Here is a 19,935-nt window from a genome sequence, read left to right as displayed (position 1 = left end):
CGGCGGACGGAAGAGTGAACATGGCAACCGCATCCGAGAACCACCAGCTCCTCACCGACTACTACGCGGCCTACGGCGATGGCGGCCCCGAGGGTCTGGCTCGCATGGCGAGCTTCTACACCGAGAGCAAGCCGTCCTACACGGCGGGCCGCTCGGAGCTCTCCGGAGAGACCGACAGCCCGGAGGAGTCGCTGCGGGTGATGCGACGGCTCCAGGAGCTCAGCGGCGGGAACATCACGTTCGCGGCGCCGCCGACCATCCTGGTCGCGGGCGACGCCGTCGTCGCCCTTGTCGTCCACGAGAAGCACGCACGGATCGGCAAGCCCGAGCTGGTGGTGCCGCGGCTCTACGTCTACGAGATCACCGGCGGCAAGATCAGCCGGTCCTTCGGCTGGCAGCTCGAGTCGCAGGCGTTCGACGCCTACTACCCGGCGGCGTGACCCACGCCCAGCCGGCGAACCGGCCCTGACCAGGCAGTTCGCTCTCCGGCGCGAGGGTGCGGGACGTCCCACCCGCGCCTCAGGGTGCAGGCGGGCACGGCGGCGGCCCGCACCTTGCGGTCGAGCGGACTCGGCGGTGGCACCTCAGGCGTCGATGGACCCGATCGCAGGGTTCGCCGTCTCAGTCGTGGGACCAAGACACCGCGTTCATCGCCACATCAGCGACCCGGCGCAGCTCCGCCTCGGTCCTGCCCGTCGCCGCTTGAACGGCGATGCCGTACGCGACCGTCGTGATGTAGGTCGCCAGCGTGCGCGGGTCCTCGGTCTCCGGCAGATCGCCCTCGGCCCGCGCACGCAGAAACCGGGACTCGAGGCGCGCAGCGCCGTCTTGGCGCCAGTCGACGAGCACCTTCTGGGCGGTGAGCCCGTTGTCGCCGGCGGACAGCGCAGCCTGGACGCCGAGGCATCCGTGGGGCGCCTCGCGACTCGTGCTGGCAGCGGCTGCGCCACGAAGAATGGACTCGGCGACTTCACGTGCGGTCGGCTCGGACAACGCACGGATTCCGTACGAGGCCGGGCCTTCCGTGTACCGCTCGACCACTCGGCGGAACAGCTCGTCCTTGTTCCCGAACGCCGCATACATGCTGCTGCGAGTGATGCCCATCGCCTCGGTCAGGTCCGACAGGCTCGCCCCTTCATACCCCTTGGCCCAGAACACTCTCATGGCTTGTTCGAGGGCGTGGTCGGGGTCGAACTCGCGGGGCCGCCCCAGCTTGGTCTGCGATACGGGCATGGCAGCCATTATGCCCCCTTACGGACCAGGCAGTCCAGATAGCGCGAAGGACCAGGCGTCAGGCCACCGTGAGCACGACCATCGATCTCGCACGGGCCGAGCGCGGCGCGAACACCCAGACCTGAGACCCCGAGCCGTGACGCCTGCCTGCAGGTTCGGGGGCTTGCGAAGAGTTCTCCGCTCGTCTACGTTACATCTGTACCGATCGGTCCTGAAGTGATGTACTGGGCCTTCGGACGACCTCGCTCCCGGGCCCCCGTGAGCGAGCACGCCGCAGCGGAAGTGCTGCCGGCTCGATGTGAGGAGACGAAGAGTCATCATGAAAGCCGCCGTCATCACCGCGTTCGGCGAACCCTCCGTGCTGCAGGTCGCGGAGGCTCCACGACCGGTGCCGGGTCGGGGTCAGGTACTGGCGCGGGTTCACGCCGCCGGGGTGAACCCGGCGGAGATCCAGGCACGCGCCGGAGCGTTCGGCCTCCGTGCTCCCGCCATCATCGGATTCGAGTTCGCCGGCGTCGTCGAGGCGGTCGGACCGGGCGTCGACGAAGGCCTGGTCGGCGACCGCGTCGCCGGGTGGCCGGACTCGGCCGCCCAGGGCTCCTACGCCGAGTACACGGTCAGCAGCAACTTCGCGAAGATCCCCGACGGCGTTTCGTTCGAGGAGGCCGCGGCTACCGTCATCGGCGCCGACAACGCGGCGAGGGGGCTCGCGCTCCTGAACCTTCGCCCGGGTGAGACGCTCGTGGTCACCGGCGCGAGCGGTGCTCTGGGCGGCGCCGCCGTGCAGTTCGCGCGACAGCGCGGTGTGACGGTGATCGGCGTCGCCGGGACCGCCAACGCTGACTTCGTCAGGAGCCTCGGTGCGATCCCTGTCGCCCACGGCCCCGGCCTGGTCGACCGCATCCGCGAAGCCGCTCCCGGCGGTGTCGATGCCGCGCTCGACACCGCCGGCAAGGGACTCCTTCCCGCCCTCGTCGATCTCCTCGGCGGCCCAGGCCGGATCGTGACGCTCGCCGACCGCGATGCCGCACGATACGGCGTCGAGTTCAGCCCGGGCGGCAGCGGGAATCGCGACCACGGCCCCGTTCAGGAAGCCCTGGATCTGATCGCCGCCGGCGCATGGACCGCACGCATCGGCCGGAGCTTCCCGCTCGACGAGGCCGCGGATGCCCATCGCCTCGTCGCCACGGGCCACACCCACGGCAAAGTCATCCTTCTTCCCTGACTCGGCCGACCGGCCGTTCTGCCACGACAACAATCACTGGGAGAGTCCGAAATGCCTGCAGTCCTCATCCATGGTGTACCTGATACCCACCGGATCTGGGACACCGTCCGTCCCTATCTTCGACGCGAAGATGTCGTGACGATCGATCTCCCCGGGTTTGGCACACCCCTGCCAGCGGGATTCACGTCGACGAAAGAGGAGTATCTCGACTGGCTCATCACGAAGATCGAAGAAATCGGCGAACCCGTCGACCTGGTCGGTCATGACTGGGGGTCTCTGCTGACGGGCCGTCTCGCATCTGTCCGCCCCGATCTGGTGCGGACATGGACAGGCATCAGCGGGCCGATCGATCCGGAGTACCCGTGGCACTATCTTGCCAAGATCTGGCAGACGCCCGGCGAGGGCGAGCAATGGATGGCGGACCTCGATCTCGAGGCGTTCGCAGCAAGCCTCAACGAGGCGCAGATGCCGCGCGACGCGGCAGACGAATCGGTCCGGCATCTCGATGCCACGATGAGGGCAAGCATTCTCGCCCTCTACCGTTCGGCGATCGAGGTCGGGGCGGAGTGGAAGCCAGGTTTGAGCAGCGTGACCGCACCATCACTCGTGATCTGGGGCCTGGACGATCCGTTCCTTCCTCACCGCTTCGCCGACGAGCTCGGTAATGCCACACGCTCACGTGCCGTCTTCAAGCTGCGCAGCTCGCACTGGCCGATGATCGAGCGTCCGGCCGATGTCGCGCGCGAGCTCGAGGCCCACTGGGCTCACGGATAGAACCTGCGCTTGATTCGCTCGGGCTCACCATGGCGAACGGCAATAGTTGCTCGCTCGCCATGGTGAGCCCGAGTGCCCCCCCGTATGTGTCCCGAAACGAGTCATCGTGACGCGGCCCGGAGAGCGTTGCCGGGGCTGCACGAGGCAGGAGCATCCTCATGACAAGTTCAGCAAATGCCCGGATCGGCGTCGGCCTGATCGGGGCCAGTGCCGACCGGGGTTGGGGCGGAATCGCTCACGTCCCGGCGCTGCAGGCGCTCGACGCGTTCCAGATCCGCGCCGTCAGTACGACTCGTATGGAGAGCGCGAACGCAACCGCTCGTCGGCTGGGCGCCGATCTCGCCTTCGACACACACGAGGCTCTGGTCGCGCGACCGGAGGTCGACCTGGTGGTGGTCGCGGTCAAGGTGCCGGAGCACAAGCAGATCGTTTCCGACGCGCTGGCCGCGGGCAAGATGGTCTATTCCGAGTGGCCGCTCGCAAGTAACCTGTCGGAGGCCGAAGCACTGGAGGGGCTCGCCCGCGAGCGGCGGCTGCGGACAGTTGTCGGGTTGCAGGGCGGCCTGCACCCGCCGGTCCTCTTCCTTCGCGACCTCATCGCGCAGGGCACGATCGGCAAGCCGCTCAGCACGAGCATCCGAGCGCATCTGGCCGACGACATGTGGGTCGGCCGATATGACCCGCCGGTCGAGTACATGGCTCAGGCAAAGCACGGCGCCACGCTTCTGAGCATCATGCTCGGCCACGGGCTCGAACCGCTCGCGCGCGTGCTCGGCACGTTCGAGAGTCTGTCCGCCGTCGTCTCCAATCAACGCGGTGACGGCGTCCGCCTCTCCGATGGCGCGTCGCTGCCGAAGGACTCGCCGGACGAGATCGTCGTCGCCGGCGTTCTCGAAGGCGGGATCGTCACTTCACTGCACTACAGTGCCGGGCACCCTGCCGGCACGGCGACGGTATGGGAGATCCAGGGCACCGAGGGCAGCGTGCGTGTGGAGTCGGTGTCGGGCTACATCCACTTCACCGATTTCACCATCACGCTGCGCCGCGGCAGCGAGCCTGTCCAAGTGCTCCAGGTACCCCCCGATCATGCGGCCTCCGACCTGCACCTCGACGCACCCGCAGCGGGGGTCGCCCGCCTCTACGCCCAGTTCGCCGCCGACCTCCGTGACGGAACCGCCGATGCGCCGGATTTCGCGGTCGCACTCGATCGCCACAGAGTACTCGAGGCGATCACACGGGCCGCCGAGACGGGTCAACGGCAGCACCTCTCCCGCCCCGGCCGAGTGAGCTCCAGTCGGTGAACCCGGGAGAGACACTGCCTCAGGACCCGAGGAGATGGCGATCCGCGAGCTGACCCTGACTTGGATCGCACAGAACTGACCCGCACAGGCTCCCGGCCGCCTCCGGCGCACCACCCGAGCCGAGGCCGGCTCTCCGTCACACCGACACCGTCCTCCTGCGCGCACCGCATCCCGGCTGACGACGCAGCCGATTCATCGGGGCGGCATGCCCACTGCGCCTTCTTCCCCTGGAAGGTGACCCGGTCCGCGCGTACGCCGCGGGATGCGACGGCACGATCAACAGTCTGCAGCGCTCCACCTGCTGTCCGGGCGGGCTCGCCCTGAGCGCCGTACTGCGCCGGGCGACGCGCCGTGGTGCCGTTTGAAGGCGCGGCCGAACGCCGATTCGGACCTGTAGCCGACGCGACGCGCGATCGAGGCGACCGGTTCAGCAGTGGTCGTCAGCGCTGTATGCGCCTGGTGCAGGCGCCAACCTGCGAGGTAGCGCATCGGCGGCACCCCGAGGAGCACGGCGAACCGCTCGGCGAACGCCGACCGCGACATGTCGGCCTGCCGCGCCAGCTCCGCCAGGGTCCAGTGGCGCTCAGGCTCCGCGTGCATCCGGCTGAGGACGTGGCCCACGTGCGGGTCGCGCAACGCTGCGAGCCATCTGGTGCTGGCCTCGTCCGAGGTTCGCAGCCACTGGCGCAGCACGTGGATGACCAGCACGTCCGCGAGTCTGGTCATCACCGCCTCGCCCCCGGGGTCCAGGGCCTGCGCCTCGGAGGCCAGCAGTCGCAGCACCATACCGAAGGCATCCGATTCACTGTCGGGTGAGGCGTCGACCCGGATCAGGTCGGGCAGCTCGGCGACCAACCGGGCCGTGAGGGGATCGTCGGCGATCATCGCGGCGTGCGCGATCTGTGTGCGCTCGCCGGCACCGCCGAACCGCACACGATCGTAGGTCTCTCCGATCCGCTCGGAGGGGAGGTCGAAGAGCCCGGTGGTCGGCACGTCGGGTGAGCTCAGCAGGCGGTAGGGCACACCGCGCGTGATGAGCGCCGCGCTACCGGCTTCCAGGGTGTGCCGCTCGTCGCCGATCTCCAGCACGCAGCGCCCGCTGATCACCACGGACAGCATCGAGCACCGCTCGATCTCGGGGAACGCCACTCCCCAGGGAGCCGTGAGGTCAGCACGGCAGTAGAGGGCCCCGGTGAAGCGGAGCAGGTGGAGGCTGTCGCCGGCCGAAACGGTCGCCGGCGGGAGGGATGGGTTGACCATGCGTCCAGGCTGGCATGCCGGTCTGCCGGATGTCCGAATTTCTGGACGAACAGCACAGAACGTCGGACTCCCAGGGCTGTTCCGTCCGACAGACCGGATCCAGGCTGGGCGCATGGAGAACAGGGAACATCCCACGGATCCGACGACGTTCGCCGTCATCGGTGCCACCGGCAAGACCGGACGTCGCGTGTCGGGCCTCCTCGAAGCGAGCGGCCATTCCGTCCGACGGCTCGCACGTGGCACCAGCCCCCGGTTCGACTGGGACCGGCCCGACGGCTGGGCGCGCGCCCTGGACGGCGTCGACCGCCTGTATGTGGCCTACAAGATCGACCTGGCCGCACCCGGGGCAGACCTCGCGATCACCCGCCTGACCGAGGTCGCCCGTGAAGCCGGTGTGCGACGCATCGTCCTGCTCACCGGTCGTGGGGAGCCGGCCGCCCGCCGTTGCGAGGAGGTCGTGCTCGGCTCCGGCATCCCCGCGACCGTGGTGAGCGCCAGCTGGTTCACCCAGAACTTCACCGAGGGTTCGATGAGCGACGCCCTGGGTACCGGGGTCCTCGCGTTCCCCGCCGGGGACGTGCGCGAGCCGTTCGTCGATGTGCACGACATCGCCGCCGTCGCCGTCGAGGCGCTCGTGGGTGACGGGCACGAGGGTCGGCGGTACGAGGTGACCGGTCCGGAGTCGCTCACGTTCGGCGAGGTCGCGGCCCTGCTCACCGAGCTCACCGGACGTGACGTCCGGTACGTGCCACTGGGCCTCGACGAGTTCCGCGCCGCCGTCGCCGCGAAGGCGGGCAACGAGGTGGCGAACCTGCTCACCGAGATGTGTCGCGAGGTGTTCGACGGCCGCAACGAGACGCCGTCCGACGGCGTGCGCGAGGCCCTCGGCCGCGCGCCCCGCGACGTGCGAACCGTCCTTGCCGAGGCGATCGGGACCGGTGAGACCCTGCCGGAGGTCTAGCTGTGGCGTCCAGCCATGACGTCCAGCTGTGACGCCGGGGTAGGTTGTTCCTGGATTCGGGCCGACACGGGGTCGAAGCTAGAGGCTGAGGACGACCTCCGGAGCAGGCGTGGAGCTGTCGAGAGACCGCTTCGCTCACCGAAGGCCTTCGTGACCCACGCTCACGCCCTGCCACGGTCGATGAGAATGCGCTCTGCGTTGAGCCATGCCGCCAGCCATCCCCGGTGGGACTTCGGGTGGCCCCACGAGGCCACTTCTGTCCACGTCCGTCTCACGAGCCTGGAGGAGAATCACCAGGTCAGGCGGCATTCCCCGCGTTCAGGGACCTGCCGCCTGACCTCGTCGATCCTCAGACGTTGAACCCCAGCATCCGCAGCTGCTCCTTGCCGTCGTCCGTGATCTTCTCCGGACCCCACGGCGGCATCCAGACCCAGTTGACCCGGAACCCGTCCACGATGCCCTCGAGCGCCTGGGCGCTCTGGTCCTCGATCACGTCGGTCAGCGGGCACGCCGCGGACGTCAGCGTCATGTCGATGGTCGCGTGGTTGTTCTGGTCCACCTGGATGCCGTAGATCAGGCCCAGGTCCACGACGTTGATGCCCAGCTCGGGGTCGATCACGTCGCGCATGGCCTCTTCGACGTCCACCACGGTGGTCGGCGAAGCGGCAGCCGCCGCTCCCTGCCCGACGTCGGTGCTCGCCTCGGTCATCGCATCTCTCCTCAGCTCGTGGCCAGCGCGCCGCTGCGCGCCAGCGAGTCCTTGAGCGCCGCCCAGCCGAGCAGCGCGCACTTGATCCGGGCGGGGTACTGGGACACGCCCGTGAAGGCGGTCGCGTCGCCGAGGGCGTCCTCGGCGGCGTCGTCGTCCAGGCCCTTGCCGCGGGACGACATCAGGTCGTGGAACAGGCCGTCCAGCCGCGCCACCTCGGCGAGGTCGGCGCCCTCGACGAGCGAGGTCATGACGGACACGGACGCCTGCGAGATGGAGCATCCCTGCCCCTCCCAGGAGACGCCCGCCACGGAACCCTCCGGCGTGACGTCGACCCGGAGGGTCACCTCGTCACCGCACGTGGGGTTCACCTGGTGCGACTCCCCCGCGAGGTGCCCCGCCACGGAGGCGACGTCGACGAGCCCGCGGCCCACCGGGTGCTTCGCGTGGTCCAGGATCACCTGCTGGTACATCTGCTCGAGCGTGCTCACGACGCTGCCTCTCTCGATCTCACCGAACCAGATCTCCTCGAAGAGATCACTCTGCTCCGAAGAACGCCCGGACCCCCGCCAAGGCTTCCCGGAAGGCGACAACTTCTTCGACCGTCGTGTAGACCGACGCCGAGGCGCGCGCCGTGGCGGCCACGCCGAACCGGCGGTGCAGCGGCTGCGCGCAGTGGTGGCCCACCCGGACGGCGATGCCCTTGTCGTCGAGCACCTGCCCGACGTCGTGCGCGTGCACGCCGTCGACCACGAACGAGACCACGGCGAGGCGGTCGGCCGTGTCGAGCGGGCCGATGACCCGCACGCCCGGGATGTCGGCGATCTTCAGCATCTCGGCGGCGAGCTCCTGCTCGTGCCGCAGCACGCCCGCCATGCCGAGCTCGCCGAGGTACTGCGCCGCGCAGCCCATGCCGACGGCCTGGGCCACCATCTGGGTGCCGGCCTCGAAGCGCTGCGGGGGCGGCGCGTAGGTGGTGGACTCCATGGTCACGACCTCGACCATGGACCCGCCGGTCACAGTGGGCGGCATGGCCTCCAGCAGCTCACGCCGTCCGTACAGGGCGCCGACGCCGGTGGGGCCGAGCATCTTGTGGCCGCTGAACGCGGCGAAGTCGACGCCGAGCTCGTGGAAGTTCACCGGCAGGTTGGGCACCGACTGGCAGGCGTCGAGCACCGTGAGTGCGCCCACCCGCCGGGCGGCCGCCACGAGGGTGCCGACCGGGGCGATCGCGCCGGTCACGTTGGACACGTGCGCGAAGGCCAGCACTTTGGTGCGCTCGGTGACGACCTCGTCGAGGGTCGACAGGTCGAGCCGGCCGTCGTCGGCCACCGGGATCCAGCGCAGCACGGCGCCCGTGCGGGCGCACAGCTCCTGCCACGGCACGAGGTTGGCGTGGTGCTCCGCCTCGGTGACCACGATCTCGTCGCCCGGCGCGAGCCGGAACCGCGCGGCCGCCTCTCCCCCGCGCCCGAGGGTCGCGTTGGAGAACGCGTAGGCCACGACGTTGATCGCGGCCGTCGCGCCGGGCTGCCAGACGATCTCGCCCTCGTCCGCGCCGACGAACGCGGCCACGGCCGCGCGCGCCTGCTCGAACGCCTCGGTGGCCTCCTCGGCGAGGAAGTGCGCGCCGCGGTGGACCGCGGCGTTGCGCTGCTCGTAGAAGTCCACCTCGGTGTCCAGCACCACCTGGGGTTTCTGGGAGGTGGCGGCGGAGTCCAGGTACACGAGGGGCCGGCCACCCCGCACCGTGCGCTCGAGCAGCGGGAAGTCCGCGCGGACGGCGGCCAGCTCGGCCGTGGAGAGCCCGGCGGGTGCGTCACCCGGACGCACGGTGGTGGTGGTCATGTTGTCCCTTCGCAGAACCTGGACGATCGGGCGGTGGCGGGTCAGGCCGAAGCCGTGGCGCCCGCGCCGACGTACTTGTCGTAGCCCTCTTCCTCGAGGCGGTCGGCCAGCTCGGGGCCGCCCTCCTCGGCGATCTTGCCGTCCACGAAGACGTGCACGAAGTCAGGCTTGATGTAGCGCAGGATGCGTGTGTAGTGCGTGATGAGCAGAACGCCGACCTCGGTGTTCTCCTTGGCGCGGTTCACGCCCTCGGACACGATGCGCAGCGCGTCGACGTCGAGGCCGGAGTCGGTCTCGTCGAGGATGGCGAAACGCGGCTTGAAGAGCTCCATCTGCAGGATCTCGTGGCGCTTCTTCTCACCACCGGAGAAGCCCTCGTTCACGGAGCGCTCGGCGAAGGCCGGGTCCATGCGCAGGTTCTCCATCGCGCCCTTGACCTCCTTGCCCCAGGTGCGCAGGGCGGGGGCGGTGCCGTCGATGGCGGTCTTGGCGGTCCGCAGGAAGTTCGCGACGGAGACGCCGGAGACCTCGACCGGGTACTGCATGGCGAGGAAGAGGCCGGCGCGGGCGCGCTCGTCGACGGTCATGGCCAGCAGGTCCTCGCCGTCGAGCGTGACGGTGCCCGAGGTGACCGTGTACTTGGGGTGGCCGGCCAGGGCCGAGGCGAGCGTGGACTTGCCGGAGCCGTTGGGGCCCATGATCGCGTGGGTCTCACCGCTGGCGATGGTCAGGTCGACACCGCGCAGGATCGGCTTGGGGCCTTCCTTGGTCTCGACGCTGACGTGCAGGTCGCGGATCTCGAGGGTGGGCATATCGGTTTACTCCAGGGTTGCGGGAAAGTCAGGGGGTCAGGAGACGGGCACGGTGACGTCGATGTCGACGAGCACCTTGTCGCCGTCGATGGTCACCGGGTAGACCGGCACGGGGCGCATCGCGGGGAGCTGGACGGGCATGCCGGTCCGCAGGTCGAACTGCGACCCGTGCAGCCAGCACTCCACCAGGCAGCCCTCCACCTCGCCGTCGGACAGCGAGACGGCGCCGTGGGAGCAGATGTCCGAGACGGCGTGGAAGACGCCGTCCGCGTCACGGGCGACCGCGACCGGGACCGGGGCGCCGTCGGCGCCGTCGAGCTCCACGAGCATCGCCTCCTCCGGTCCCAGGTCGTCGGTCATGCACGCCAGCTGCGCGGTCATGCGGCCGGTGCCCCGGTGATCACGCTCATCGACTTCTCCAGCTCGGCCTCGATGGAGGCCAGCAGGCGCTCCTCGACGGACGGGACGCCGATCTCGTGGATGAGCTCGGCGAAGAAGCCGCGCACGACCAGGCGACGGGCCTCGATCTCGGGGATGCCCCGGGCCTGGAGGTAGAAGAGCTGCTCGTCGTCGAACCGGCCGGTGGCGCTGGCATGGCCCGCGCCGGCGATCTCGCCGGTCTCGATCTCGAGGTTCGGCACCGAGTCCGCACGCGCGCCGTCCGTGAGGACGAGGTTGCGGTTGAGCTCGTAGGTGTCGGTGTTCTCGGCGTTCGCGCGGATCAGCACGTCGCCCACCCACACGGTGTGCGCGCCGGAGCCCTGCAGGGCGCCCTTGTAGGTCACGCGGGACTTGCAGTCCGGCACCGCGTGGTCCACGAAGAGACGGTGCTCCTGGTGCTGGTCGGTGTCCGCGAAGTAGAGGCCCACCATCTCGACCTCACCGCCCGTGGCGGTGAACTCGGCGTCCGGCGTGATGCGCACGACGTCGCCGCCGAACGTCACCACGACGTGCTTGAGCTTCGCGTCGCGGCCCAGGCGGGCCCGGTGCGAGGAGGCGTGCACGGCGCCGTCGGCCCAGTCCTGGACGCTGACGACGGTCAGGTGCGCGCCGTCCTCGACCACGATCTCGACGGTCTCGGCGAGCGAGCCGACGCCGTTGTGGTCGATGACCACCACGGCCTCCGAGTGCTGCTCGGCGCGGACCAGCACGTGGGCCGCGGTCGCGTCGGACGAGACGCCCTCCAGGCGCACGGACGTCACCTCGGAGGCCACGGCCTCCTTCGGGATCGTCACGATCGTGGCCTGCTCGAACGCGTTCCACGCCGTGACGGCGGTGCGGTCGCCGGGCTTGCCGGCGGTGCCCAGGCGGGCGTCGTCACGGGCGACGGTCTCCACCGTCACCTCGGGGGCCGGGGCCACCTCGACGGTGACACCCGAGGTGCCCAGGTCCGCCTGGAACAGCGGCTGGAGGCGGTCCGCCGGGGAGAAGCGCCACTCCTCCTCGCGGCCGTGCGGGACAGGGATGTCCTCCAGGGAGAACGACGTGAGGCGCTCTGCTCGCGAGCCCTGGGGCTTGACGGCGCCGTGGGAGTGGGCGCCGTCGGCAACAGCGCGCGAGTGATCGGTCGTGAGAGTCATGTCAGCCGACGGACCCTTCCATCTGCAGCTCGATGAGGCGGTTGAGCTCGAGCGCGTACTCCATGGGCAGCTCACGCGCGATGGGCTCGACGAACCCGCGCACGATCATGGCCATGGCCTCGGTCTCCTCCATACCCCGGGACATGAGGTAGAACAGCTGGTCCTCGCTCACCCGCGAGACCGTGGCCTCGTGCCCCATGGACACGTCGTCCTCGCGGACGTCCACGTACGGGTAGGTGTCGCTGCGGGAGATCTGGTCCACCAGCAGCGCGTCGCAGAGGACGTTGGACGCGGAGTGGGAGGCGCCCTCGAGCACCTGCACCAGACCGCGGTACGACGTGCGGCCGCCGCCGCGCGCCACGGACTTGCTGACGATCGACGAGGACGTGTTCGGCGCCGCGTGGACCATCTTGGCGCCGGCGTCCTGGTGCTGGCCCTCGCCCGCGAAGGCGATGGACAGCGTCTCGCCGCGGGCGTGCTCGCCCAGCAGGTAGATCGCCGGGTACTTCATGGTGACCTTCGAGCCGATGTTGCCGTCGACCCACTCCATGGTGGCGCCCTCGGCAGCGGTGGCCCGCTTGGTGACCAGGTTGTACACGTTGTTCGACCAGTTCTGGATCGTCGTGTAGCGAACGCGCGCGTTCTTCTTGACGACGATCTCGACCACCGCGGAGTGCAGCGAGTCGGACGTGTAGATCGGGGCGGTGCAGCCCTCGACGTAGTGCACGTACGAGCCCTCGTCCGCGATGATCAGCGTGCGCTCGAACTGGCCCATGTTCTCGGTGTTGATCCGGAAGTAGGCCTGCAGCGGGATCTCCACGTGCACGCCCGGCGGCACGTAGACGAACGACCCGCCGGACCACACGGCCGAGTTCAGCGCGGCGAACTTGTTGTCGCCCGCCGGGATGACCGTGCCGAAGTACTCCTGGAAGAGCTCCGGGTAGTCGCGCAGGCCCGTGTCGGTGTCGACGAAGATGACGCCCTGCTCCTCCAGGTCCTCACGGATCTGGTGGTAGACGACCTCGGACTCGTACTGGGCGGCGACACCCGCGACGAGGCGCTGCTTCTCCGCCTCCGGGATGCCGAGCTTGTCGTAGGTGGCCTTGATGTCCTCGGGCAGCTCCTCCCAGGAGGTGGCCTGCTTCTCCGTGGACCGCACGAAGTACTTGATCTTGTCGAAGTCGATGCCCGACAGGTCGGAGCCCCAGCTCGGCATCGGCTTCTTGCCGAACAGGCGCAGCGCCTTGAGACGCTGGTTCAGCATCCACTCGGGCTCCTTCTTCAGGGCCGAGATGTTGCGGACCACGTCCTCGTTCAGGCCACGCTGGGCGATCGCGCCGGCTTCGTCGCTGTCGTGCCAGCCGTACTCGTAGGCGCCGATGCTGGCGATGATCTCGTCGTCGGAGCGCTGCTCTGGCGCTTGCGTTTCTGCGCTCATCACTTTCCTTCGGTGGGGGTCGTGGCGGGAGTGGTCAGGTGCACGGGGATGTTCGTGGTGCAGGCGTGCGCGCCGCCCGCGATGGTCGCGAGCCGTTGCACGTGGGAGCCGAGCAGCTCGCTGAACGCGCGGGCCTCCTGCTCGCACAGCTCCGGGAACTCCTCGGCCACGTGCTGGACCGGGCAGTGCCCCTGGCAGAGCTGGACGGCCGGGGCCACGACACCGGCCGTGGGGCCGGTCAGCGGCGCCGGGACCGGGCGCACGGAGGCGGCGTAGCCGTCCGCCGACAGGAGCTGGACGAGCTGGGCCGCCCGCCCCTCGGCGGTGTCGGCCGTGAGGTGCGGCGCGTAGCTGCGGGCGACGGCGTCGAACCGCTGCCGGGCGAAGCCGGCCACGGCATCGCTGCCGCCCGTGTCCCGCAGGAACCGCAGGACCTGCCGGGCGATCTCCTGGTAGCCGCCCGCGAGCTCGGACTGGCCGCCGCTCGTGACGACGTACCGGCGGGCCGGGCGACCGCGTCGCGGCGCACCCGACGGCAAGGCCTCGTGGACCGTGATCTTGCCGTCCTCCTCCAGGAGGGTGAGGTGTCGGCGCACGGCCGGGGCCGTCAGCTCCAGGACCGCGGCGAGCGCGCCGGCCGTGACCGGGCCGCGGGACGCCACGAGCTCGAGCACCCGCCGGCGGGTGGTGCCGTCGGTCTCGTGGCTCGCCACGTGGCCGGCCGCCACCTGCGTCGGTGCGCTCATGCTGGTCACCTCCCCGTCGGTCCCGGGGCAGACCTCACCCCGCGTACGTACGCCCTCGCGAGCGCCTGTGCTTTTGAGAACATCCTTGTTCCCTAATTCGAGATGCGCAAGGAAGGCGAGCCTCAGTTACCGCCGATCGCGACACATCTCACACGGACGGCACACACCCGGCGCACCCACCGCGACGACGACGCCTCCGGCCGCCGCCTACGATTGTGCGGTGCCCTTGCCCGACGCGCCCGCGATCGACCCCGCCCAGGCGGCCACCGCGGACGCCACCACCAGCCCCGCCGGCCCCGCCGGCCCCGCCGTCCAGGTGCGCGGCCTCGTCAAGCGCTACGACGGCCGTGCCGTCGTGGACGGCCTCGACCTCGTCGCACGACCGGGCGCCGTCACCGCCGTGCTGGGCCCCAACGGCGCGGGCAAGACCACCACGATCGAGTGCTGCGAGGGTCTGCGCTCCCCCGACGCCGGCACCGTGCGCGTGCTCGGCCTCGACCCCGTCGCCGACGCCCGTGCCCTGCGGCCGCGCGTCGGCGTCATGCTGCAGGACGGCGGCCTGCCCACCGGGGTGCGCGCGCTGGAGCTGCTGCGCCACGTCTCCGCCATGTACGCCGCACCGCGCGCCGTCGGCGAGCTCGCCGACCGCCTCGGCCTGCACGCCTTCGCCCGCACCACGGTGCGCCGCCTGTCGGGCGGGCAGCGGCAGCGCGTGGCGCTCGCCGCCGCGGTGATCGGCCGGCCCGAGGTCGTGTTCCTCGACGAGCCCAGCGCCGGCATGGACCCGCAGAGCCGGCGCGCGGTCTGGGACCTCGTGCGCGAGCTGCGGGCCGACGGCGTCGCCATCGTGCTCACCACCCACCTGATGGACGAGGCCGCCGACCTGGCCGACCACGTGCACGTCGTCGACCACGGCCGGGTGATCGCGTCGGGCACGGTCCGCGAGCTGACGGACGGCGGCGCCGGCCCGGCCTCGATCCGCGTGGAGGCCACGCCCGGCCTGGACCTCACCCCGCTCCGTACCACCCTCCGCCCGGGCGAGTGGGGGGTCGGCGAGGGCGAGCCCGGGGTGTACACCGTGACCGGACCCGTCGACCCGGCGGCGCTCGCCGCCGTGACCAGGTGGCTCGCCGGACACGGCGTGCTCGCCCGGTCGGTCACCACCGGCGGCCGGACGCTCGAGGACGTGTTCCTCGACCTCACCGGGAGGAACCTGCGATGAGCACCGACACCGCGCCCGCCACGCCCGCTGCCGTACCCGCAGCACGCGCCGCCGCCGCGCCCGCGGTACGCCGGATCGCGGCGCAGGCGTCCTTCGAGACCCGGGCGATCCTGCGCAACGGCGAGCAGCTCCTGGTGACGATCGTGCTGCCGGTGCTGGTCCTGGTGGCCCTCGTGCGGACGTCGTTCATCGACCTGGACACGCACGGGCTCTCGCGCGTCGACTTCGTGACGCCCGGCGTGCTCGCGCTGGCCGTGATGTCCACGGCGTTCACGTCCCAGGCCATCGCCACCGCGTTCGACCGGCGCAACGGCGTGCTGCGGCTCATGGCCACGACACCGCTCGGCCGCACCGGGCTGCTGGCCGGCAAGGTGCTCGGGGTGCTCGCCGTCGAGGTGGTGCAGGTGGTCGTCATCGCCGGCGTCGCCCTGGCCCTCGGGTGGCAGCCCGAGCTGGGGGCGCTGCCCGCCGTGCTCGGCGCGGGCCTGCTGGGCACCGCCGCGTTCACGGCCCTGGCCCTGCTGCTGGCGGGGACCTTGCGCGCGGAGGGTGTGCTCGCCGTGGCCAACCTCGTGCTCGTGCTGCTCACGGTGGGCGGCGGGGTGCTGCTGCCCGCGCAGCAGCTCGCAGGACCGCTCGCGCACGCGGCGGTGCTGCTGCCGTCCGGCGCGCTGGGCGAGGCGATGCGCGGCGCGCTGCTGCACGGCGCCGTACCCCCGTTCTCGGTGGTGGTGCTGCTGGCCTGGACGGCGGCGCTGGGAGCCGGGGCGGCCCGGTTGTTCCGCTGGCACTGAGCGGCGTCCGGGCCCCGCGGGGCAACCGCGCCCGAGGCTCGTCGGGGGAAACGCGTACCTCACCTCATACGCGGGAGGTATGACCTTTTCGTGGGGTTGGCGGGTGAAATTCGCCCATTTAGGGTTCACTTCACCTACATTCCCCAGGGAGGCAGCGTGACTTCCACTCACAGCAACCGCCGTCGGCTGATCGTCGGTGCCGGCATCGCTCTCGCCCTCGCGGCGGCCCCGGCCGCAGCGGCCGTGGCCTCGGCGACGCCGGACGAGGCGCCGGCACCCGTCGCGGGCGCGCTGGTCGAGGACTCGTACATCGTGGTCCTCAAGGACAGCGATGTCAGCAAGAGCCAGGTCCGCAGCACCGCCAGCAGCCTGGTGCAGGAGTACGGCGGCCAGGTGCGCCACTCGTACACGAACGCGGTGCGCGGCTTCTCCGCGTCGATGTCGGCGGCCCAGGCCGAGCGGCTCGAGGCCGACCCGTCGGTCGCGTACGTCGAGCAGAACCGCGTCATGACGGCCACCGACACGCAGTCGCCGGTGCCCTCCTGGGGCCTGGACCGGATCGACCAGGAGAGCCTGCCGCTGGACGACTCGTACACGTACGGGAACTCCGGCAGCGGCGTGACCGCCTACATCGTCGACACGGGCATCCTCACCACCCACGAGGACTTCGGCGGCCGTGCGGTCAGCGGTACCGACACCGTGGACAACGACGACGACGCCACCGACTGCGCGGGCCACGGCACGCACGTCGCGGGCACGGTCGGCGGGGCGGCGCACGGCGTGGCCAAGGAGGTCTCGCTCGTCGCGGTCCGCGTGCTGGACTGCAGCGGCTCGGGCACCTACGACGGCGTGATCGCCGGCATCGACTGGGTGACCGCCGACCACGAGGCCGGCGAGCCGGCCGTGGCCAACATGTCGCTCGGCGGCGGCTTCTCGCAGGCCGTGAACGACGCCGTGTCCGCCGCCGTCGCCGACGGTGTCACGTTCGCCCTGGCGGCGGGCAACGACTACGCGGCCGACGCGTGCGACGGCTCGCCGGGCTCCACCCCGGAGGCCCTCACGGTCGGTGCCACCGAGGACACGGACGCCCGTGCCGAGTACTCGAACATCGGCAGCTGCGTGGACATCTTCGCGCCGGGCAGCGACATCACGTCCGCCTGGTACACCGGGGACACCGCCACCAACACCATCAGCGGTACCTCGATGGCCACGCCGCACGTCGCGGGCGCCGCGGCGCTCGTCCTGGGCGGCAACCCGGCCGCGACGCCGGCCGAGGTCGGCGATGCGCTGACGGGCTCCGCGCTGCAGGACGTCGTGACCGACCCGGGCACGGGCTCGCCGAACCTGCTGCTGAACGTCAGCGGTCTCTGACCCCAGGACCTCTGTCGGACGCTCAGGTCACCCCGGTGACCTGAGCGTCCGACGCGTCCTGACAGCTCGTCGGCAAAGAATCACACCCGGTGCGGCACCGGCACGGAAGGCGACGGCGGCCACGGGCACTAGCGTGGACCCGTGACCGCACCTGCAGCCCCCACCTCCTGGCTCCACGCGCTCCCCGCGCGCGTGGACCGCATTCGCCACTGGACCCGCGCCGTCCTGATCGCGAACCTGATCGGCCAGATCGGCATCATCGGCACCGGCGGCGCCGTGCGCCTGACCGACTCGGGCCTGGGCTGCTCCACCTGGCCGCAGTGCGAGCCGGGCAGCTTCACACCGCAGTTCCACGAGGCGACGACGCTGCACCCGTACATCGAGTTCGGCAACCGCACGCTGACCGGTGTGCTCGGGGTCGTCGCGGTGCTGCTGGCGGTGCTGGTGTGCACCGACCTGAAGCGGTCCGCGTCGTACCGGATGCTCGGCCTGGCGCCGATCGTGCTGGTGATGATGCAGGCCCTGATCGGCGGCATCGTGGTGCTCCTCCACCTGCACCCCGGCTGGGTGTCCCTGCACTTCGGCGTCTCGGGCGCGCTGGTCGCGTTCTCCCTCTACCTGCTGCACCGGCACGGCGAGGGCGACGGTGCCCCGCGGCTCGTGGTCTCCCCACGCGTGCGCAACCTGGCCTGGGCGCTGGCCGGGCTGACCGCCGTCGTCGTGGTGCTCGGCGTGCTGACCACCGGGGCCGGCCCGCACAGCGGCGACTCCGAGGTGGGCTACCGGTTCGCCATCGACCCGGCGCTCCTGACCAGGTGGCACGCCGCGGCGGTGTGGGCGTTCACGATCGTGCTGGTGGGGTTCCTCGCGGCGGTGCGCCGCGGGCCCGCCGCCGTGCGGCGTGCGGCCGTGCTCCTGCTGGTGATCACGCTGGCGCAGGGAGCCATCGGATACGTCCAGTACTTCACCGACCTGCCGGAGCTGCTGGTCGGGCTGCACATGATCGGCGCCGCGGTACTCATCGCGGGCACCACCCGGGTGTGGCTCACGACCCGGGTGCGCTGAGCGCGTCACCCGTGGACCCGACCAGGCCGTACTCGTACGCCGCGATGACGAGCTGCGCGCGGTCGCGGGCGTGCAGCTTGGCCAGCAGGCTGCCGATGTGCGACTTGACCGTGCCCCTCGAGATCGTGAGCGCCGTGCCGATCTCGTCGTTGGACAGACCGCGGCCGACCTGCGTCAGCACCTCGGTCTCGCGCTCGGTCAGCACGCCCGGACCGCGCGCCGGCCGCGCCGGTCCAGGCCGGTGCAGGTAGTGGGCCACCAGGCGCTGCAGGATGCTCGGCGCGAAGAGTGACTCGCCCGCGCTCGTACGGCGGACGGCGTCCACCAGCCGCTCGGGTTCTGCGTCCTTGAGGAGAAACCCGCTGGCTCCCGCCCGCAGGGCGGCGTGCACGTGCTCGTCGAGCTCGAACATGCTGAGCACCAGCACACGCGTCCCCGCCAGGGCCGGGTCGGTGACGATGCCGCGGGTCGCGTCGATGCCGTCACCGTCGGGCATCCGGATGTCCATGAGCACGACGTCGGGCCGCAGCCGAGCCGCCTGCGCCACGGCGGTGGCACCCGTGTCGGCCTCACCCACGACCGTGAGGTCGGGCGCCCCGTCGATGACGAGCCGCAGGCTGTGCCGGATGAGGGGCTGGTCGTCCACCACGAGCACCCTGGTGCGGTCGCTCATGGTCGCTCCGGGCGCGCGGCCGGTACGTCGTCCGTGCCGTCGGGCAGGCGGGCCGTGACACGGAAGCCCGGGCCGACCTGTCCTGCCTCGACGCTGCCACCCAGGGCCGCCGCCCTCTCGCGCAGGCCAGGCAGACCCTGGCCCGCTCCTCGGTGCGGCTGCCAGCCGGCCACCGGACCGTCGTCCTCCGCGACGACCACCAGCGTGCCGGATTGGCGACCGACCGTGACGCGGGCGCCGGTCGGCCCCGCATGCCGGGCCGTGTTGGCGAGGCTCTCCCGGACGATCGCGCACACGGTGAGCTGGACGCCGGCCGACACGTCGGCCAGGTCCTCGGCGGTAAGGACGGCCCGGACGCCGCCGGCTCTTGCGTCCTCGACGATCTGTGGCAGGTCCGCCACGCGTTCCGCGGGCCGCAGGGACGGCGCCTCACCGCCAGGAGCCCGGAGCACCGTGAGCATGCGGCGCAGCTCGGTGGTCGCCGCCCGTCCGGTCCGTTCGATGTCCGCCAGGGCTCGCACACGTTCCACGTCGCCCGCGGGGCCCTCCAGCGTGCGCGCGGCGGCAGCACGCACCGTGATCAGCCCCAGCCCGTGGGAGGCGAGGTCGTGCAGGTCGCGGGCGATGCGCAGCCGCTCGGCCTGCGCGGCGCGTTCGGCCGCCCATGCCGTGAGGTCCTCCTCGTAGGCCCGGCGCTGCCGGCCCGACGTGGACAGTGCCCAGACGAGCACGAAGAACGTGACCACGGCGCCGACGAGCGCGGTGACCGCGACGGCGACGGGCCGCTCGACGCCGGTGGTCGCGAGCACGACGCCGAGCACCGCGAGGGCGAGGGCCGCGGTGAGCCACACCCGCGAGCGCAGCACGGGTCGAGCAGTCGTTTCCACCCGGCCGAGTCTAGGTTTCCCCGGGGTGCGGCACAT

At 71.1% G+C, this 19,935-nt stretch carries 21 protein-coding genes; 9 read left to right on the top strand and 12 right to left on the bottom strand.

Annotated features, from left to right (window positions below; all coding sequences use genetic code 11):
- The first annotated feature begins 20 nt into the window (after positions 1-20).
- Positions 21-440 carry a hypothetical protein gene (locus tag ACIBBF_RS16620; protein WP_397415307.1) on the top strand — a complete coding sequence of 140 codons (420 nt, stop codon included), beginning with the start codon at positions 21-23 and terminating at the stop codon, positions 438-440.
- A 181-nt stretch (positions 441-621) separates the two neighbouring features.
- Here the strand turns inward: ACIBBF_RS16620 and ACIBBF_RS16615 are convergent, their stop codons facing one another.
- On the bottom strand, positions 622-1,233 hold the full coding sequence (locus tag ACIBBF_RS16615; RefSeq protein WP_397415305.1) for a TetR/AcrR family transcriptional regulator: 612 nt from the start codon (positions 1,231-1,233) through the stop codon (positions 622-624).
- Positions 1,234-1,552: 319 nt separating this feature from the next.
- Between ACIBBF_RS16615 and ACIBBF_RS16610 the strand changes: the two genes are divergently transcribed.
- From ACIBBF_RS16610 to ACIBBF_RS16600, 3 genes are all read left to right on the top strand, one after another.
- Entirely contained in the window at positions 1,553-2,458 is a 906-nt protein-coding gene (locus ACIBBF_RS16610; protein ID WP_397415303.1) for an NADP-dependent oxidoreductase, read from the top strand.
- A gap of 51 nt (positions 2,459-2,509) precedes the next feature.
- Positions 2,510-3,232, top strand: a complete 723-nt coding sequence (locus tag ACIBBF_RS16605; RefSeq protein ID WP_397415301.1) for an alpha/beta fold hydrolase — start codon at positions 2,510-2,512, stop codon at positions 3,230-3,232.
- A 158-nt stretch (positions 3,233-3,390) separates the two neighbouring features.
- Positions 3,391-4,533, top strand: coding sequence for a Gfo/Idh/MocA family protein (locus ACIBBF_RS16600; RefSeq protein ID WP_397415299.1), 1,143 nt, complete (start codon positions 3,391-3,393; stop codon positions 4,531-4,533).
- Positions 4,534-4,809: 276 nt separating this feature from the next.
- Here ACIBBF_RS16600 and ACIBBF_RS16595 read toward each other — a convergent pair whose 3' ends face one another.
- Positions 4,810-5,793: a cupin domain-containing protein gene (locus ACIBBF_RS16595; protein ID WP_397415297.1), complete on the bottom strand. Its 984-nt coding sequence runs from the start codon at positions 5,791-5,793 to the stop codon at positions 4,810-4,812.
- A 112-nt stretch (positions 5,794-5,905) separates the two neighbouring features.
- Between ACIBBF_RS16595 and ACIBBF_RS16590 the strand changes: the two genes are divergently transcribed.
- Positions 5,906-6,754: an NmrA family NAD(P)-binding protein gene (locus tag ACIBBF_RS16590; RefSeq protein WP_397415295.1), complete on the top strand. Its 849-nt coding sequence runs from the start codon at positions 5,906-5,908 to the stop codon at positions 6,752-6,754.
- Positions 6,755-7,103: 349 nt separating this feature from the next.
- Here ACIBBF_RS16590 and ACIBBF_RS16585 read toward each other — a convergent pair whose 3' ends face one another.
- Genes ACIBBF_RS16585 through ACIBBF_RS16550 form a run of 8 tightly spaced genes read right to left on the bottom strand, consistent with a single transcriptional unit; the run spans position 7,104 to position 13,887 of the window.
- Positions 7,104-7,463 carry a metal-sulfur cluster assembly factor gene (locus tag ACIBBF_RS16585; protein ID WP_397415293.1) on the bottom strand — a complete coding sequence of 120 codons (360 nt, stop codon included), beginning with the start codon at positions 7,461-7,463 and terminating at the stop codon, positions 7,104-7,106.
- A gap of 11 nt (positions 7,464-7,474) precedes the next feature.
- Positions 7,475-7,954: a Fe-S cluster assembly sulfur transfer protein SufU gene (gene sufU / locus ACIBBF_RS16580; RefSeq protein ID WP_020012946.1), complete on the bottom strand. Its 480-nt coding sequence runs from the start codon at positions 7,952-7,954 to the stop codon at positions 7,475-7,477.
- Between the two features lie 46 nt (positions 7,955-8,000).
- A complete protein-coding gene (locus tag ACIBBF_RS16575; protein WP_397415291.1) occupies positions 8,001-9,311 on the bottom strand; it encodes a cysteine desulfurase in 1,311 nt (436 codons plus the stop codon).
- Between the two features lie 41 nt (positions 9,312-9,352).
- The gene (gene sufC / locus ACIBBF_RS16570) at positions 9,353-10,123 is read right to left on the bottom strand and encodes a Fe-S cluster assembly ATPase SufC (protein WP_397415289.1); all 771 of its coding nucleotides are present in this window, start codon (positions 10,121-10,123) and stop codon (positions 9,353-9,355) included.
- Positions 10,124-10,159: 36 nt separating this feature from the next.
- Positions 10,160-10,504: a non-heme iron oxygenase ferredoxin subunit gene (locus ACIBBF_RS16565; protein WP_397415287.1), complete on the bottom strand. Its 345-nt coding sequence runs from the start codon at positions 10,502-10,504 to the stop codon at positions 10,160-10,162.
- Complete coding sequence (gene sufD / locus ACIBBF_RS16560) at positions 10,501-11,703, bottom strand: Fe-S cluster assembly protein SufD (protein ID WP_397415285.1); 1,203 nt, start codon at positions 11,701-11,703, stop codon at positions 10,501-10,503. The genes ACIBBF_RS16565 and sufD overlap by 4 nt, the downstream gene beginning before the upstream one ends.
- A 1-nt stretch (position 11,704) precedes the next feature.
- The gene (gene sufB / locus ACIBBF_RS16555; protein ID WP_397415282.1) at positions 11,705-13,141 is read right to left on the bottom strand and encodes a Fe-S cluster assembly protein SufB; all 1,437 of its coding nucleotides are present in this window, start codon (positions 13,139-13,141) and stop codon (positions 11,705-11,707) included.
- The gene (locus tag ACIBBF_RS16550) at positions 13,141-13,887 is read right to left on the bottom strand and encodes a helix-turn-helix transcriptional regulator (RefSeq protein WP_397415280.1); all 747 of its coding nucleotides are present in this window, start codon (positions 13,885-13,887) and stop codon (positions 13,141-13,143) included. Before ACIBBF_RS16550 ends, sufB begins: the two co-directional genes overlap by 1 nt.
- A 244-nt stretch (positions 13,888-14,131) precedes the next feature.
- Here ACIBBF_RS16550 and ACIBBF_RS16545 point away from each other — a divergent pair, with 244 nt between their 5' ends.
- The 4 genes from ACIBBF_RS16545 (at position 14,132) to ACIBBF_RS16530 (ending at position 18,339) form a co-directional block, all read left to right on the top strand.
- Positions 14,132-15,109, top strand: coding sequence for an ABC transporter ATP-binding protein (locus tag ACIBBF_RS16545; protein WP_397415598.1), 978 nt, complete (start codon positions 14,132-14,134; stop codon positions 15,107-15,109).
- The gene (locus tag ACIBBF_RS16540; protein ID WP_397415278.1) at positions 15,106-15,903 is read left to right on the top strand and encodes an ABC transporter permease; all 798 of its coding nucleotides are present in this window, start codon (positions 15,106-15,108) and stop codon (positions 15,901-15,903) included. The genes ACIBBF_RS16545 and ACIBBF_RS16540 overlap by 4 nt, the downstream gene beginning before the upstream one ends.
- A gap of 156 nt (positions 15,904-16,059) precedes the next feature.
- Complete coding sequence (locus ACIBBF_RS16535) at positions 16,060-17,274, top strand: S8 family peptidase (protein ID WP_397415276.1); 1,215 nt, start codon at positions 16,060-16,062, stop codon at positions 17,272-17,274.
- A 141-nt stretch (positions 17,275-17,415) separates the two neighbouring features.
- The gene (locus tag ACIBBF_RS16530) at positions 17,416-18,339 is read left to right on the top strand and encodes a heme A synthase (RefSeq protein ID WP_397415274.1); all 924 of its coding nucleotides are present in this window, start codon (positions 17,416-17,418) and stop codon (positions 18,337-18,339) included.
- Here ACIBBF_RS16530 and ACIBBF_RS16525 read toward each other — a convergent pair.
- Positions 18,320-19,012: a response regulator gene (locus ACIBBF_RS16525; protein WP_397415272.1), complete on the bottom strand. Its 693-nt coding sequence runs from the start codon at positions 19,010-19,012 to the stop codon at positions 18,320-18,322. The two genes, ACIBBF_RS16530 and ACIBBF_RS16525, sit on opposite strands and share 20 nt — an antisense overlap.
- Positions 19,009-19,899: a sensor histidine kinase gene (locus ACIBBF_RS16520; protein WP_397415270.1), complete on the bottom strand. Its 891-nt coding sequence runs from the start codon at positions 19,897-19,899 to the stop codon at positions 19,009-19,011. Before ACIBBF_RS16520 ends, ACIBBF_RS16525 begins: the two co-directional genes overlap by 4 nt.
- Between the last annotated feature and the right edge of the window lie 36 nt (positions 19,900-19,935).

This window comes from Promicromonospora sp. NPDC050880 (assembly GCF_044456525.1).
Classification (GTDB): Bacteria; Actinomycetota; Actinomycetes; order Actinomycetales; family Cellulomonadaceae; genus Promicromonospora.
The sequence above is the reverse complement of the archived record's forward strand: the minus strand, read 5'-3'. Positions and strand labels throughout refer to the sequence as shown.